The sequence below is a fragment of the Knoellia sp. Soil729 genome, from assembly GCF_001427985.1.
Lineage (GTDB): Bacteria > Actinomycetota > Actinomycetes > Actinomycetales > Dermatophilaceae > Knoellia.
Genome location: NZ_LMSA01000006.1, coordinates 100585 through 115966, shown reverse-complemented (window position 1 = coordinate 115966; position 15382 = coordinate 100585). Strand labels below are relative to the sequence as shown.

Below are 15382 nucleotides of genomic sequence, written 5' to 3'. Positions count from 1 at the left end.
TCATGTCGTGCCGCGCTTGAACCAGCGGAAGGTGAGGACGCACAGGACCAGCCCGGCGACCGCCCACACGCCCAGCACCATCACGGTGCGTCCGTGCTCCCAGGCACCGGCCATCTCCATGGAGGCGAGCTCGTCCGGGAAGAACGCCGACCGCATGCCCTGGGCGATCCACTTGAGCGGGAAGATCGAGGCGACCTGCTGCAGCCACGACGGGATGTCGGTGAAGGCGAAGTAGACGCCCGAGATGAACTGCAGGATGAGCATCGGTGCGACCACGACGGCGCCGATCGTGCGGGCGGTGGCCAGCGAGCTGTAGGCCGTGCCGAGGACGGTCCCGGCGAACGCCCCGAGCCCGAACACCCACGCGAAGGTGAGCCACCGGCTGGGGGTGTCGGGCAGGTCCACGCCGAAGGCAAACCTCGCGACGGCGAGGAGGAGCACCTGCTGGGCCAGGGCGGTGGTGACGACGAGGCCCACCTTGCCGAGGAAGTAGGAGACCGGTGGCATGGGCGTGCTGCGCAGCCGCTTGAGGGTGCCGTCGTCGCGTTCGGCCGCGACCGACATCGCCATGGTCTGGAACGACGTGAGCAGGATGCCCGCCGAGATCATGCCGGGCAGGAAGAACTCCGCACCACTCATCTGCGAGCCGCCGGCGTCCATCGCGTCCCCGAAGATCACGGAGAAGAGCGCCAGCATGAGGATCGGGAAGAGGAACGAGAAGAAGATCGCCTCCTTCTCACGCGAGTACATCTTGAGCTCGAGGACCGTGCGGTCCATCCCCAGTGCGAGGGCGTTCATGCCATGACCTCCTGAGTCTCTGCGGTCTCCACGTGCGGGGCGATGAGCGAGAGGTAGGTGTCCTCGAGCGAGGGCCGGCTCACGACGAGCTCGGGCACCTCCCCGCCGAGCCGCTGCGCGAGGCGAGCCACCTCGAGGGTCGGCGTGGCCGTGCGCACCGAGCGGCGCCGACCGTCCTCCGCCCACGAGACCGTGGCCTCCTCGGACGCGCGGCCGCCGAGGTTGGCGGGCGTGTCGAGCGCCAGCAGCTTCCCCGAGCCGATGACTCCCACGCGGTCGGCGAGCTGCTCGGCCTCGTCGAGGTAGTGCGTCGTGAGCAGGATCGTCGTGCCCTCCGCGGCCAGCCGGCGGATGAGACCCCAGAAGTCACGTCGCGCCTGCGGGTCGAAGCCGGTGGTCGGCTCGTCGAGGAAGAGCAGCTCCGGGCGGCCGACGATGCCCAGACCGACGTCCAGGCGTCGACGCTGGCCGCCGGAGAGCCCGGAGATGCGCACGTCGGCCTTCTCCTCGAGCCCGACTGCCGCGACCACCTCGTCGACGTCACGTGGGGTGGCATAGGCATGAGCCGTCGAGGCCAGGATCTCTCGAGGGGTGAGCAGGTCCAGTCCGGAAGAGCTCTGGAGGACGATCCCGATCCGGTTGCGCCACAACCGGTTGGCCGCTCGCGGGTCCTCACCGAGGACACTGACCTCACCCGAGTCGCGGGTGCGGAACCCCTCGAGGATCTCGATGGTCGTCGTCTTGCCGGCGCCGTTGGGGCCGAGGAGGCTGAAGACCTCACCCGTCTCGATGTCGAGGTCCAGCCCGTCGACGGCTCGCTTGTCGCCGTAGCCCTTGACGAGGCCCCTGATGCTGATCGCTGTCATGCGTTCAGCATGTCCTTGTCAGGTGCGATGCGGCACCGACTGGCGGGTGGAGTCCCCGTCCACCAACCGGTGGACGCTGGCCGCACTTCTGCGCCGCTCGAGCGACCGGCGCAGGACCTGGTGACCGCCACCCGCGTGCGGACGCCGGTCACCAACATGAGCGCCGGTGGCGCGACCGGCGCAGAGGTAGAACCGGGGGTCAGGCCGGCCGGGGCGAATCGCTCCGGCGGAGAACGATGCGGGTCCAGGAGCCGAGGTAGAGGACGTGCCCGGGGCCGACGGGGTGCCCTGCATCGATCGGGTCGTCGGGAATGTCCCCCAAGGTCTGGCTGACATAGGTGCCGTTGGCCGAGCCGAGGTCCTCGACGACCCAGCCAGTCCCGTGGCGCGTGAGCTGCGCGTGGCGGCGACTCACCCCCGCGTCGCGGTCACAGTCGATGTGCGGAGTCACGGCCCTTGCCTCACTGTGCCTGCCGATGAGGATCTGGCTGCCCCGCAGCGCGACGACGGTCGGCGGGCCGGGATCGGGGAGCCGGTCCGGGCTGTTCTGGCAGTCGTACCACTGCGGGTCGACCCACACCTCGGCCAGCCACGGTGCGGCCAGCTCGCCGCGCTCTCCCCCCAGGTCGGACACGGCGCCTCAGGCTCGCGGCGGCGCGGGCGGGACGTTGCCCGAGCTCGTGGGGTCGATCGGCTGGGTCGCAGGCGGAGCCGCGGGCGCAGCCTCGGGCGCGGCCGGAGTGGTGGCCGGGGACGTCGGCGAAGGCGGGGTGGACGCGGAAGGCGACCCACCGGCATACCCGCTGGGCGGAGGGATCGTCGCGTCGCGCTGGCCGAAGTCGACCCTGGGGGCCTCGCGCTGCTCACCGACGGCCTCGAAGTACTCCGCCGTCCTGATGCCGAACATGCCGGCGATGAAGTTCGTGGGGACCGTCTCGACCTTGGTGTTGAGGTCACGCACGGTCGCGTTGTAGTAGCGACGCGCCGAGGCGATGCGGTCCTCGGTCGAGGTCAGCTCCTGCTGCAGGGCCATGAAGTTCTGGTTGGCCTTGAGGTCGGGGTAGGCCTCGGCGATGGCCAGCAGCCGCCCGAGCGCCTGGCTGAGCATGTTCTCGCTCTCGGCCTGCTGCCCCGGGGACTGGTTGGGGGCCATGGCCGCGCTGCGGGCCCTGATGACGTCCTCGAGGGTGCCGCGTTCGTGCGCCGCGTAGCCCTTGACCGTCTCGACGAGGTTGCCGATGAGGTCGTGGCGTCGGGTGAGCTCGACATCGATCTGCCGCCAGGCCTCCTGCACGAGGTTGCGCAGCTTGATGAGGCCGTTGTACATCCCCACGACGATGCCGACGAGCAGGAGGAGGACGACGACGATGACAACGATGATGATGATGGTGGTCACTGGGAACTCCCCTGTCGGTGGCGTCTCGTCCGCGATCCTAGGGCCTGCGGGCCCCAGGGCCCGGGATCAGGCGAGTCCGAGGTCGGCCAGCCCGAAGGCGTGGCGGTACTCCAGGCCGGCCTCGGCGAAGACCTCGGCAGCACCGGTGGCGCGGTCAGCGATGGTCGCCACGCCGACCACGGTGGCCCCGGCCTCCTGGGCGGCCTTGGCGGCATCCAGCGGAGACGCGCCCGTGGTGGAGGTGTCCTCGACGACGAGGACGCGACGGCCCTCGATCGACGGGCCCTCGATGCGCTGCTGCAGTCCGTGGGCCTTGCCGGCCTTGCGGACGACGAACGCGTCGAGGCGCTGGCCAACAGCCGCCGCAGCGTGGAGCATCGAGGTGGCGACCGGGTCGGCGCCCAGCGTGAGGCCACCGACGGCATCGAAGTCGAGGTCGGCCACGAGGTCGCGCATGACACGGCCGACGAGCGGGCTGGCCTCACCGTCGAGGGTGATGCGGCGCAGGTCGACGTAGTAGTCGGCCTCCTTGCCGGAGGACAGGGTGACGCGGCCGTGGACGATGGCCTTGTCCTTGATGATCTCGAGCAGGCGGGCGCGGTCGGCGGAGGTGTCAGTCACGCTGGCGACCCTACCGATCCTCACCTCGCGCTGGGACGGTGGAACCGGCGGGAGCGACCCCTGATGAGCGGACGCGGGACGAGGCGGAGCGCAGCGACGGCCACCTTGTACTGGAGTCCCGGCACGGACACGACCTTGCCCTTGTCGGCATCCGCGAGGGCGTCGCGCACGAGCCGCGGGGCGTCGAGCCAGGCGAAGGAGGGCAGGGCCGACATGTCGAGGTCCGCCCGGTCGTGGAACTCCGTGCGGGTGAAGCCGGGGCACAGGGCGGTGACGCTCACCCCCGTGCCGGCGAGCTCGGACGCCAGCCCCTCGCTGAAGACCGTGACGAACGCCTTCTCGGCGCTGTAGGTCCCCGACGTCATGAACGAGGCGACCGACGACACGTTGATGATCGCCCCGCGTCCCCGCTCGCGCATCGCCCTCCCGGCCGCGTGCGAAAGCACGAGGACCGCACGGGTGAGGACGTCGAAGCGGGCCACCTCGTCCTCGAGCGCAGTGTCGAGGAATCCCTCGGTGAGGGAGTAGCCCGCGTTGTTGACGAGCACGTCGACCGGCCGCTCCCGGGAGGCCAGCCGCTCGGCCACCCGCTGCGTCGCCTCGTGGTCGCTGAGGTCCGCGGGCAGCACCTCGACCTCCACCGCGTGCGCCTCGCCCAGCTTCCGGGCCAGGGCCTCGAGGCGCGCGACGTCCCGCGCGACGAGGACGAGGTCGTCGCCCCGGGAGGCGAGCTGGACGGCGAACTCACGGCCGATGCCGGCGGTGGCTCCCGTGACGAGTGCAGTGCTCATGCGCTCACCGTAGGTGCCCCCTCACCGATGCGCGTGGACGGCCCGCCCGGCGTATGCCCTCCGCGCAGCTGTCGTATGCCGTCCCCGCAGCTGCCGTATGCCGTCCGCCCACCGCGGAGGTACTACGACCATCGCCCAATGGCGCCGGTCCACCACGGCGGCTGACGCTGATCTCCTCACACCCCCTCACCCAAGGAGACATCATGAAGCGCATGGGAATGGTTCTGGCGGGACTCACCGTGGCGGTCTGCCCCGCAGTCATCGGTCTGTGGTCCAACGCGTCCTTCTCGGAGGCCGTCCCGGTGCGGGTCCCGGCCAGCGGTCAGGTCATCCGCATCACGTCGACTCCAACGCCGTCGCTCTCGCCGAGCCCCAGTGCGTCGGCCAGCGACGACCATGGCGGCCGCACCCCCCGCGACCAGCGCACCGAGCCGGGCGACGACCACCGACGGCAGAGTGGCAGCGACGACTCGACCAGCGGCTCGCACTCCGGCCACTCGACCAGCGGCTCGCGCTCGGACGACTCGAACTCCCGCCACCACGATGACACGACTGCCGACGACCACGGTGGCGACGTCCCGCGCGACCAGCGCACGGAGGTCGGCGACGACCGCGACAGCCGCAGCCACGACTCGACCAGCGGCTCACACTCGAGCGGGTCCGGGTCCAGCGGCTCGGGACGCTCCGGTGGTTCTGACGACACCCAGCCCGACGACCACGGTGGCCATGGCGGCCACGGAGCCGATGACTGAGCTGACCCCGACCTCGGAACCGGCGTGGGCGCTCGTCTCGACACCGAGCGCCCACACCGATGCCTCCCCCGCGGTGACGCCACGGCGGGTCGTGACCCAGATGGTCGCGGCGCTGGCCCTCGTGCTCGTCGTCGTCGCCGGCCTCGCCACCTTCGCCGCCAGCCGGCTCGCGGAGCGTGAGGCCGTCAACGACGCGGCGGCCGCCGCCGACCTCATCGCCCAGGCGGTCGTCACTCCACTGCTCACCGACGACCTGCTCGACGGGGCCGACGGGGCATCGGACGACCTGGACAAGGTGGTGCGGGACGTCGTCCTCGGTGACGAGATCGTCCGGGTCAAGATCTGGGCACCCGACGGCACCATCGTCTATGCCGACGAGAGCCACCTCATCGGGCGCACGTTCGAGCTGTCGCAGAACCAGAAGGACTCCCTCGCCGAGCCCCGCACCATCGCCGAGGTGTCGCGGCTCGACCAGACCGAGAACGAGTTCGAGACCGGGGGCCGGCTCCTCGAGGTCTACCGGCCGGTGTGGACGCCGACGGGGCGGGAGATGCTCTTCGAGACCTACACGGCATACGACGTCGTGAGCGAGCGGGCAGCCGAGCTGCGGCGCGGGTTCGTCGGCGTCACGCTGAGCAGCCTGCTCCTCCTCGTCGTCCTCATGGCACCGGTGCTGTCCCGGCTCCTGCACCGGCTGCGGGACGTCACCCGGCACCGGGAGCGTGTGCTCGAGCGCTCGCTGGAGGCCTCGGACGCCGAGCGGCGCCGGATCGCCGGCACGCTGCACGACGGGCCCGTGCAAGAGCTCGTCGCGTCGTCCTTCGCCGCCTCGGGCGCTGCCGAGCAGGCGGCCCAGCGGGGCGACACCGAGCTCGCCGCCACCCTCGAACGGGTCGCCGGCGCCACGCGGGGCAACGCCCGGGCCCTGCGCTCGCTGCTCGTCGAGATCTATCCGGAGAGCCTGTCCGGCGCCGACGCCACCACGGTCCTGGCGGACGTGGCGGCCACGACCCACGGGCGCGACGTCGAGGTCGAGCTCGACGTCGACCCGGGCATCACCCTCCCCGAGGACGAGCAGCGCCTCATCCACCGGGTCGCCCAGGAGTGCCTGCGCAACGCGGCCACGCACGCGGCTCCCTGCCGCGTCCTCCTCCGCCTCACCCGCGAGGACGGGGTCGTCACGCTCCTCGTCGCCGACGACGGGTCCGGCTTCGACCCGGCCGTGCTGGACGACCCGCCCGCCGGACACCTCGGCACCAAGGTCCTGGCCGACCTCGCCTCCGACGCCGGCGCCGAGCTCGCGCTGCGGACGGCTCCGGGGCATGGGACGCAGTGGCGCCTGCGCCTACCTGACGAAGGGAGCTCCCAGTGATCCGCGTCCTCGTCGTCGACGACCACGCGATGGTTCGGGCCGGCCTCACCAGCCTGCTCGAAGCCAGCGGCGACATCATGGTCGTCGGCCAGGCAGCTGACGGTTCTGAGGCCGTCGCACTCGCCGTCGAGCTGCGGCCCGACGTCGTGCTCATGGACCTGTCGATGCCGGGCACGGACGGTGTGACGGCGACCGCAGCGGTGCTCGAGGAGCTGCCGGAGCTGCGCGTCGTCGTGCTCACGTCGTTCTCGGACCGGGCGCGGGTCACGGCGGCGCTCGACGCGGGTGCCGTCGGGTACCAGCTCAAGGACGGCGAACCCGCCACCCTGCTCGCGGCCGTGCGCGCCGCGGCGGCCGGTCATGCCCCGCTCGACCCTCGTGTCGCCCAGGTCCTGCTGCCGACCAAAGGACAGCGGGCCGGCGACGGGCTCAGCTCACGGGAGGAGCAGGTGCTGCGACTCGTGGCGGACGGTTTGGCCAACAAGCAGATCGCGCGCGCGCTCGGGATCAGCGAGCGCACCGTCAAGGCCCACCTCGGCAAGGTCTTCCGCGAGCTCGGGGTCGCCGACCGCACCAGCGCCGCGCTCTGGGCTCGCGACCACCTAGTGTGACGGGGTGCGAATCGCCACCTGGAACGTCAACTCCATCCGCTCCCGCATCGACCGGGTCGAGGCATGGTTGCAGCGCAACGACGTCGACGTCCTCGCGATCCAGGAGACGAAGTGCCGCGAGGACCAGTTCCCGTTCGACCGCTTCACCGCGCTCGGCTACGAGGTCGCGCACCACGGGCTGAGCCAGTGGAACGGCGTCGCGATCGCCTCGCGGGTGGGACTCGACGACGTGAGCCGCGGCTTTCCCGGCGCGCCGCACTGGGGTGAGCCGGCGGTCGCCGAGGCGCGAGCCATCGGAGCGACGTGCGACGGTATCCGCCTCTGGTCCCTCTACGTCCCCAACGGACGCTCGCTCGAGGACCCGCACATGGCCTACAAGCTCGCCTGGCTCGAGCAGCTGAGGGCCCAGACCGCCACCTGGGCGGCCGAGGGACTCCCCTTCGCGCTCATGGGTGACTGGAACATCGCGCCGCAGGACGAGGACGTCTGGTCGATGGAGTACTACCTCGACAGGAGTCACGTCAGCCCGCCCGAGCGCGCTGCCTACCAAGGCGTCCTCGACGCCGGGGTGGTCGACGTCGTGCGGCCGCACACCGAGCCGGGCACGTTCACCTACTGGGACTACCAGCGGCTCGCGTTCCAGAAGCGGCGGGGCATGCGCATCGACTTCATCCTCGCCTCGGACCCGTTGGCCCAGCGCGTGCGCGGCGCCGCGATCGACCGCGAGGAGCGCAAGGGCAAGGGTGCAAGCGACCACGCTCCCGTCGTCATCGAGGTGGCGGACGCGTGAGCGACCGGACGCTGCGCATTCCCGCTCCGAGCGGCGCGATGCTCGCGGCGAGCGAGCTCATGCCGCAGGGCACAGCCGACCCCGGTGCTCCGACCGTGGTCCTGGCTCACGGCTGGACGCTCGGCCGGGAGAGCTGGGCTCCCGTCGTGCGAGAGCTGCAGTCGCACAGGCCCGTTCGCGTCATCACCTATGACCAGCGCGGACACGGCGGCTCGACCTGGGGGTCCGCCAGGTCCATGTCCATCAAGGGCCTGGCCGAGGACCTCGGCGCCGTCATCGAGGCCACGGCTCCCACCGGACCCCTCGTCCTCGGCGGCCACTCCATGGGTGGGATGACGGTCCTCGCGTATGCCGGTGCGCACCGTTCCACGTTCCGTGACCGCGTGCGTGGTGTTGCGCTGGTGTCGACATCCGCCTCGCTCGAGGGCCGGCCCGAGGCCCGGGGAGAGGCGATTGCCATGGCGCTCGCTGCGCGAGTTCCGTTGCTGCGCGCGGGGATGTTCGTGCCGAGCAGGGTCCTGCGCGAGCTCAACTTCGGCGAGAACCCCGACAAGCAGCACGTGCGTGACTTGACGCGCCTCATGGGCCGCACCTCCCTCGCCACCATGGGCCGCTACTTCGCCTCGATCCGCGACCACGACGAGACGGCCTCGCTCGACGAGCTCGCCGGCGTCCCGACCCACATCCTCGTCGGCACCAAGGACCGGCTCACCCCGGTGCGGTGGGCACGCAGCCTGCACGACGGCATACCGGGCTCTCGACTCACCGTGCTGCCCGGCAAGGGTCACCTGCTCACGCACGAGGCGACCGACGTCGTCGCCGACGCGCTTCTCGAGCTGGTCGACCAGCGCTGACTCAGCCGACGTTCTCGCCGGCGCCGAAGGTGTCGAGCAGGACGTTGACCGCACCGATGGCGCCATTGGGTCCGGTCCAGAACTGGGCCGACCTGGGATCGAGCGCGACCACGGACCCGTCGCCGAGGACCGTCGCCTCGCCGCCGGGAACGACGCGGACGGCGGTGTCCTCGTCGATCCCCCACGCGACCTGCTCCGGTGCGAGCTGGCCGAGGTCGAACAGCTTGCCCCAGCGGTAGTCCAGCGTCAGCGACGGTACGAGCGAGCCCGTCACGAGCCCCAGTCCGCGCTGCCACTGGCCGTCACCAGTGCGGAAGTTGGCAATCGCCTCGTCCTCGTAGTTCTCGTCCGTCGGGTCGGCCTTCGTCGAGAACCAGGTCCCGAGCGCGGCGGTGAGGTGGCGGTCGGCGAGGACCACCGGTGCCGTGAGCACGGCCGAGCGCACGAGAGCGGCGAACGCGGGGTCGGCCAGCGCCGTGGCGACGCTGGCGGGGGTCTCGCCCACCAGGAGCGTGCCGGCCGCACCGGAGGTCACGACCTTGGACTTCTTGTCCTGCTCGACGACCTCGACCTTGCCGGTCCAGCCGGTGGCCTTGAGCGCCTTGGTGTAGGCCTTCGTCGCCTTCTTGTCCTTGGACGACGCGGCGAGCACCACGACGCGCGCCTGCGCGCCAGCGGCGACTGCGGCCTGCGCATCGGTGACGAACCGGCTCACGACGGTGCTGGATGCGCCACCCACCACGTCTCCACCCAGGTAGACGGTGCCGGTCGCTCCCGGCACTGCGGGTGCGGGAAGTGCGGCCGGGGTCGGCGCGGGCACGGCGACGCCCGCTCGGGTCACCGCGCGCGTCGCGAGGTCGTATGCCGTCGCGCTGCCCTCACTGTTCGGCGGCAGGAGGTGCGTGAGGACGTTGCGGGTCGAGAGCACCTTGTTGGGCCCCACCCACGAGATGGGCGAGGACAGGGACTCGAGGTCGAGGACCGCCGCCGAGGACGCACCGAACACGTCGGAGAGGGTCCTGTCGCCCGTGTTCTCGATGCCCGTCGCGTAGTCCACCCCGACGCCGACCTTGCTCACGCCGCCGAAGTGCTCGTCCGAGGTGGCGAGCGTGGAGAGGAGCCGCCCGAAGCGACCTCGCTGGTAGAAGTGCTGGTCGAAGATCGCCCGCTCGGAGCCGAAGGTCAGTCCGCGTTCGCGATCACCGTCGTCGCCCCACCAGATGAGCGAGCTGCCCTGTCGCAGACCGTCCCATGGGCCCAGGTCACCGACGTAGCCGTTGATCATCGTGCGTGACTCGACCGCCGCACCGGCGCTCGTGCCACCGACTGCGGCACCGCGTTCGAAAGCCGCCTGCATGGCCGCCTCGGCCGGCGAGTCGGCGAGGATCGACATGGCCAGGCCCTGGTCCCCACCCAGGATGAAGAGCCCGTCCGTCTGCTCGGTGATGCTCGCCGAGTTCGCCGGGTCCTCGGCGTCGGCCCGGTCGAGCAGCGGTGCGAGGACGGCGGTGCACCCGGTGAACGGCGCCGCGACGACCTCGTCGCAGGCGGCGTCGACCTGGTCGGTGCGCTCCTGTGCGAGGGCAAGGTTCTCCTCGCGGTCCGCGGGGGCGTCGCCGTAGGACGAGGGGATGACGACGATGTCCACCGTCGGCCCACTCGCTCCGTCGGCTGCGGCGCGCCCGAAGCCCTGCAGGGTCTCGAGGGCGTAGCCACCGCCGATCGGCGTCATGGTCGTGGGGGCGTCGGCTCGGGCCGCTCCCCCGGCGAGACCGGCACCACAGGCAGCAGCCGTGGCGAGGGCGAGGACACGGGCAGCACGAGCGCGCGAGATGGCCATGGGCCCAACCTAGGGCCACGGAGCCGTTCTCGCTCGGCGAGCGCTCAGCGTCGGAGGCGGTCCTCGTCGAGCGCTCCGGCCACACGCTCGGGCAGGCGGCGGTTCAGCGAGAACAACCTGCCGAGCACCGGCATGAGCACGATGTTGAGCCCGTGGAGGATGCCGATGATGAGCAGGATCCCGCCGAGCCTGATGAGCTCGTAGGTGACCTGTCCCGCGGTGACGTCCGTGACCGGCTGAACCACCGCCCAGGTCGACGTGGGGGCGACCTTGACGGTGAAGAGGATGTAGGCGGCGAAGATCAGGTAGTAGACGATGTCCGTGAGGACGATGTAGCTCTTGCCGGTGAGCGGGTTGTCGTGGAAGACGTCGGCGGCGTAGGCGCGGCCGAACCGCTTGATGAACGGTCCGAGCCACACGGCCATGCCGACGAGGACGAGGTTCGTGGCGACTTCGAGGATCCACCAGGGCATGGCGAGGGTTCCGTTCACTCGGGGCGTGAGGGTGAGGACGGCCGTGGCGGCCACGGCGACGACGAGGACAGCGGCGAGCAACCACCGGAGCACCGAGCGACGGCGGAGCCGGTCGGCTGCGATGCTCTCGACGACGCGGTCGAAGAGGTCGGGAGCGGGTTCCACCGGGTAGTCGGACAGGGCACGGGTCAGCCGGTCCTCGAGATTGCTCATCGGTGGGCCTCCAGGATCGCCGCCAGGCTGGTGAGCCCGCGTTGGAGATGGGTCTTGACGGTGTTGTTCGACAGTCCGAGCGTCTCGGCGATGTCGGGGATCGACAGGTCGAGGTAGTAGCGCAGCGTCACGCAGTCCCGCTGTCGCCGAGGCAGTGAGCGCAGGGCGTCGATGACCTCCTGCCGCTCGGCCTTGGCGTGCGCGTCCTCCTCGGCGGAGGGTGCGTCGGGCAGCGCCGAGGGCCGGTGCCGGAGGGAGACCAGGCCTCGCCGGTTGTGGTCACGCGCCAGGTTGATGACGATGGAACGCAGGTATGCCGCCGGGTTGCCACCGCGACGGATCCGGCCCGATGCTCTCGAGAGCCGGATGAACGCCTCCTGCACGAGGTCCTCGGCCGCGGTGCGGTCGTCGAGGTAGAACCGGGCGAGCCGGGTCAGGGACGTCGCCTCCTGCGCGAACAGCTCGACGACGTCGGGGGCGGTCTCCCCGACGTCGAGCGGTTCGAGATCGATCTCGGCAACGGTCTCCATCGCCCTGACAGACGTCTGGCCGACCCGGTTCGGGTGACGCTCCGGAGCACCTTTTTTCCGTGTCTTCGTGCTGTCACCCGGGAGCGCGACAGGCGCGTCTGCACCGTTGTCGAAACTTCGTCGACTCCGAAGAAGGGACACCCTGATGCTCACCTCCACCCAGAAGCGGGCGGCCGCCACCGCTACGGCGATCGTCCTCCTCACCGCCACCCCCGCGCTGGCACTTGGGCCATTCGTCCGCACAGACGGAGTCCTGCGCGACCTCGCACCCGGCTCGGCGAGTCCCTTCGACGGGGCCCGTGCGCGGGTCCAGATCGTCGAGTCCGGCAACGGCGCCAGCCACGCAGTCCTCACGGTCAAGGGCATCGGCGCCGCGGCCGAGGGCCAGACGTTCGGGGCGCACCTCCACGAGGGCCCGTGCATCGCCGGTGACGGAGCGGCGGCCGGACCCCACTACAACTCGCACGTGCACAGCGGTGCCCCCAAAGAGGTGAGCGACCGGACGGAGTTCTGGCTGGACTTCACCGTCGCGGACGGCACCGGCACCGGGACGACCACCGTTCCGTTCGTCCCCGAGTCCGGCTCACGGTCGGTGGTCGTGCACGCCCTGCCGACGAACCCCGCCAACGGCGGCGCCGGTGATCGCCTCGCCTGCCTGACGGTGGCGTGGTGATGCGGGCCCTGCTGCGCCACGTGGGCGTCGGCCTGGTTCTCGGCACGGTGACCGGCATCGTGGCCCGTGGCTTCATGGCGCTCCTCACCGAGGACCCGCACTTCAGCTGGGCCGGAACCGGATTCATCGTCGGCGTCTTTGCCTTCTCCGGACTCTCCATGGCGGCTGCCTACCACCTGCGGACGAGGCGGCGCTCCCGGTGGTGGAACCTGCTTGCGCTGCCGACAGTCGTCATCGGCTTCGGGCCTGGCATGCTGATGGTGCCGGGCATCGTGGGCATGGCGCTCGCCGCGTCCCGACGCCGCTGGACGAGAGTGCTCGGCGCTCTGGTCATCGTCGGATTCGCCGTTCTGGTGGTCTACCTCACGCTGACGTCCACCGACCCGTTCACTGTGCGCACAGCCGCCGGGCTCGCGGTGATGTTCGCGGTGTGCGCGGCCGTGGCGGCAGGCCTTCGTGTCGCCCTGACAGGTTGGGCGCCGAAGCGGTCAGGAGCTGCGGTGGCGTCGGGTGAGGCCCAGCGTGACCGAGCTGACCGCTCCGAGGGCACCGGCGACGGCCGCTCCGCGGAACACCCACTCGACCTGCACGACGGCGGCGTCGAGGAGCTTCTGGGCGTCGGTCTGGTCCGGCAGGGCGGCGACGGCTGAGTAGTACTGGTGCAGCCCGATGGCCGTGAGGAGCGCCAGCCCGACGACCATCCCGATCATCCGGGCGACGACGACGAGGGCACTGGCCGTGCCGTGGGCCTCCGCGGGCGCGTCGGCCAGTGCCGCGTTGTTGACGGGCGCGAGCGCCAGCCCGATCCCGAGACCGACGAGTGCGAGGACGACGGTCGAGCTGACCTCGGCGAGGGACCCGCGCCCCCACGTCGACATGATGACGAGCCCGAGGGTGGCCAGCGCCAGTCCGGTTCCGCTCACGAGCCCGTCCCCCAGCCACCGCAGGGACCAGCCGCCCACCAGCGCGCCGACCGGGACGGCGACGAGGAAGCGCACGAGCACGAACGCCGCCACCGTCTCGCTCTCGGTGTGGACGAGCCGCGCGAGCAGAGGGACGTCCACGACGACCGCCACGAGCGCGACTCCGACGCAGAGGCTGACGAGGAGCGACCACCGGGTCCGGCCCACGAGCAGACCACGCGGGACGAGTGGTGAGTCGGCACGACGGTGGTGCAGCAGGTAGAGGCCCGCGAGCACTGCCGCTGCGGGCAGGAGCGCGAAGCCGAGTGGGCCGACGATCTCCTTCTCCGGGTCGGCCGCGGCGAAGGTGAGGACGATGCAGCCCAGCGAGCCACCGAGGAGCAGCGCCCCCAGGAGGTCGGCCCGGCGCAGCACCGGCCAGGCGCTGTGCACCCACATCATGAGTGCCACGACAGCCAGCACCAGTGCGGTCACCCCGACGGGCGTCGCCAGCCGCGAGGTGGAGGACCCGAACGGCACGAACGGCACCCCGAGCGACACCGACGTCACGAGCGAGGTCGGCGCGGCCAGCGCCAGCCAGCCCACGACACCGGCCACGAGCGATACGGCAACGGGAAGCGCACGCGGGCGGGCCGGCATACCCCCTCCGACGACCACCACAGCGGCGGCGAGCAGGACACCGAGCAACGCGTTGAGCCAGAAGATCGCGCGCCAGTCAGCGACGACGAGGACGGCCGCGCCGAGCACCGGACCCACGACGGAACCGAGCTCCTGCACGGCGCCGACGACCCCCAACGGCGTTCCTCGGTTGTCGCTGTCCCAGAGCTGCCCGACGATCGCGAGGGTCGCCGGGACGAGGCCGCCACCGCCGATGCCCTGGATGACGCGGCCGCCGACGAGCACCGGCAGCTCGACCGCGAGCGCGGTGATGGCGGAGCCGACCACGAAGATGGCGAGGCAGCCGAGCAGGACTCGTTGTCGTTCGGTCAGGTCCGCGAGGCGGCCGATCAGTGGCAGCACGGCAATGTAGCCGAGGAGGAAGCCCGAGATGATGGGGGTCGCGCGCTGCAGCGAGTCGATCCCGATGCCGACGCCGGACATCATGTCGGTCAGTGCGAGGACGACGACGTAGGTGTCGGCCGCCGCGAGCGCGACCGCGACGGATGCCGTCGCGAGCAGCGCCCTAGGGGCGGGTGATCGCAACCGCGGTCCCGTAGTCCTTGAGGCGCAGCGTGTAGGTCGAGGTCGCCCCGGCGAAGAACGGGCCGGTCACCGTGGCGAGCTGGAGCTTGTTCCCGTCGGCGATCCCGTAGGTCACCTGGAACTCGCTCGTGCCGTCACCGAGGTTGAGCAGCTCCTTGATGCGCGCGCCGGGCAGGGTGCCGGTGTACTGCTGGAGCACGACGGCGCCGTCACGCACCTTGTCGCCCGCGACGGGGCTGCCGGTCTGGACGAGGAGCGAGGAGATGCCCTTGTCGGGGGAGAAGAAGTTCGAGGGGTTCGGCGCGCCGAGATCGGCGAGGTCGGCCGGGTTGTAGGTCGGCGTGAAGAACTTCATGAAGGCCTCGTCGCCGATCGTGATGACCTCGGCCGAGCCACTGACACCCTTGATCGTCGCGGTGACGCTGCCCTTGAACTTCGGCTCGGTGGCGCTGATCGCGCCCGTGCCCACGGCGCCGGTGACGCCGTTCTCGGTCTGGGGGACATCCTTGCTCGACAGGGTGAGGCCCACGAACTTGGCCTCGTCGAACGTCTTCTTGGCCGCGGCGAGCGCGTCCTTGGGGCTCGTCGTGGCCACGGGTTCGTCGCTCCCGGAGCAACCGGTGAGCAGGACGGCGGCCACGGTGACGGAGCTGGCCAGCAGGGCACGTCGTCGCAT

General features: G+C 71.1%; 17 protein-coding genes. 6 read left to right on the top strand and 11 right to left on the bottom strand.

All coding sequences use genetic code 11. The features are described 5' to 3' along the window. The 6 genes from ASG74_RS16035 to ASG74_RS16010 all read right to left on the bottom strand — a co-directional run bounded on the left by ASG74_RS16035 (position 1) and on the right by ASG74_RS16010 (position 4472). Positions 1–798 (bottom strand): ABC transporter permease, encoded by a 798-nt coding sequence (locus tag ASG74_RS16035; RefSeq protein ID WP_056145956.1) that lies wholly within the window; start codon positions 796–798, stop codon positions 1–3. Then, entirely contained in the window at positions 795–1664 is an 870-nt protein-coding gene (locus tag ASG74_RS16030) for an ABC transporter ATP-binding protein (protein WP_056145952.1), read from the bottom strand. The genes ASG74_RS16035 and ASG74_RS16030 overlap by 4 nt, the downstream gene beginning before the upstream one ends. 199 nt (positions 1665–1863) lie before the next feature. Next, positions 1864–2298, bottom strand: a complete 435-nt coding sequence (locus ASG74_RS16025) for an FHA domain-containing protein (protein WP_056145949.1) — start codon at positions 2296–2298, stop codon at positions 1864–1866. Between the two features lie 6 nt (positions 2299–2304). Then, positions 2305–3051 (bottom strand): LemA family protein, encoded by a 747-nt coding sequence (locus ASG74_RS16020; protein WP_056146050.1) that lies wholly within the window; start codon positions 3049–3051, stop codon positions 2305–2307. A 75-nt stretch (positions 3052–3126) separates the two neighbouring features. Beyond that, a complete protein-coding gene (pyrE, locus tag ASG74_RS16015) occupies positions 3127–3681 on the bottom strand; it encodes an orotate phosphoribosyltransferase (protein ID WP_056145947.1) in 555 nt (184 codons plus the stop codon). 20 nt (positions 3682–3701) lie between these two features. Continuing rightward, on the bottom strand, positions 3702–4472 hold the full coding sequence (locus ASG74_RS16010) for an SDR family NAD(P)-dependent oxidoreductase (RefSeq protein ID WP_056145944.1): 771 nt from the start codon (positions 4470–4472) through the stop codon (positions 3702–3704). 203 nt (positions 4473–4675) lie between these two features. On the opposite strand from ASG74_RS16010, the gene ASG74_RS16005 reads away from it, so the two are divergent. The 5 genes from ASG74_RS16005 to ASG74_RS15985 are packed head-to-tail and all read left to right on the top strand — an operon-like array spanning position 4676 to position 8851. Next, positions 4676–5224 carry a hypothetical protein gene (locus ASG74_RS16005; protein ID WP_056145941.1) on the top strand — a complete coding sequence of 183 codons (549 nt, stop codon included), beginning with the start codon at positions 4676–4678 and terminating at the stop codon, positions 5222–5224. Then, a complete protein-coding gene (locus tag ASG74_RS16000; protein ID WP_156465448.1) occupies positions 5217–6596 on the top strand; it encodes a sensor histidine kinase in 1380 nt (459 codons plus the stop codon). Before ASG74_RS16005 ends, ASG74_RS16000 begins: the two co-directional genes overlap by 8 nt. Continuing rightward, on the top strand, positions 6593–7207 hold the full coding sequence (locus tag ASG74_RS15995; protein ID WP_082569846.1) for a response regulator: 615 nt from the start codon (positions 6593–6595) through the stop codon (positions 7205–7207). Before ASG74_RS16000 ends, ASG74_RS15995 begins: the two co-directional genes overlap by 4 nt. Before the next feature lie 4 nt (positions 7208–7211). After that, positions 7212–7997 (top strand): exodeoxyribonuclease III, encoded by a 786-nt coding sequence (locus tag ASG74_RS15990; protein ID WP_056145935.1) that lies wholly within the window; start codon positions 7212–7214, stop codon positions 7995–7997. Continuing rightward, complete coding sequence (locus tag ASG74_RS15985; RefSeq protein ID WP_235499051.1) at positions 7994–8851, top strand: alpha/beta fold hydrolase; 858 nt, start codon at positions 7994–7996, stop codon at positions 8849–8851. Before ASG74_RS15990 ends, ASG74_RS15985 begins: the two co-directional genes overlap by 4 nt. Before the next feature lies 1 nt (position 8852). Here the strand turns inward: ASG74_RS15985 and ASG74_RS15980 are convergent, their stop codons facing one another. The 3 genes from ASG74_RS15980 to ASG74_RS15970 are packed head-to-tail and all read right to left on the bottom strand — an operon-like array spanning position 8853 to position 11907. Continuing rightward, complete coding sequence (locus tag ASG74_RS15980) at positions 8853–10691, bottom strand: hypothetical protein (RefSeq protein WP_056145933.1); 1839 nt, start codon at positions 10689–10691, stop codon at positions 8853–8855. Between the two features lie 44 nt (positions 10692–10735). After that, complete coding sequence (locus tag ASG74_RS15975; protein WP_056145930.1) at positions 10736–11377, bottom strand: hypothetical protein; 642 nt, start codon at positions 11375–11377, stop codon at positions 10736–10738. Further along, complete coding sequence (locus tag ASG74_RS15970) at positions 11374–11907, bottom strand: RNA polymerase sigma factor (RefSeq protein WP_056145928.1); 534 nt, start codon at positions 11905–11907, stop codon at positions 11374–11376. The genes ASG74_RS15975 and ASG74_RS15970 overlap by 4 nt, the downstream gene beginning before the upstream one ends. A 145-nt stretch (positions 11908–12052) precedes the next feature. Between ASG74_RS15970 and ASG74_RS15965 the strand changes: the two genes are divergently transcribed. Continuing rightward, on the top strand, positions 12053–12580 hold the full coding sequence (locus ASG74_RS15965; RefSeq protein WP_056145926.1) for a superoxide dismutase family protein: 528 nt from the start codon (positions 12053–12055) through the stop codon (positions 12578–12580). 488 nt (positions 12581–13068) lie between these two features. Here ASG74_RS15965 and ASG74_RS15960 read toward each other — a convergent pair whose 3' ends face one another. Then, positions 13069–14706, bottom strand: a complete 1638-nt coding sequence (locus ASG74_RS15960) for an MFS transporter (RefSeq protein WP_056145924.1) — start codon at positions 14704–14706, stop codon at positions 13069–13071. Further along, a complete protein-coding gene (locus ASG74_RS15955; RefSeq protein ID WP_056145921.1) occupies positions 14687–15382 on the bottom strand; it encodes an LppX_LprAFG lipoprotein in 696 nt (231 codons plus the stop codon). The genes ASG74_RS15960 and ASG74_RS15955 overlap by 20 nt, the downstream gene beginning before the upstream one ends.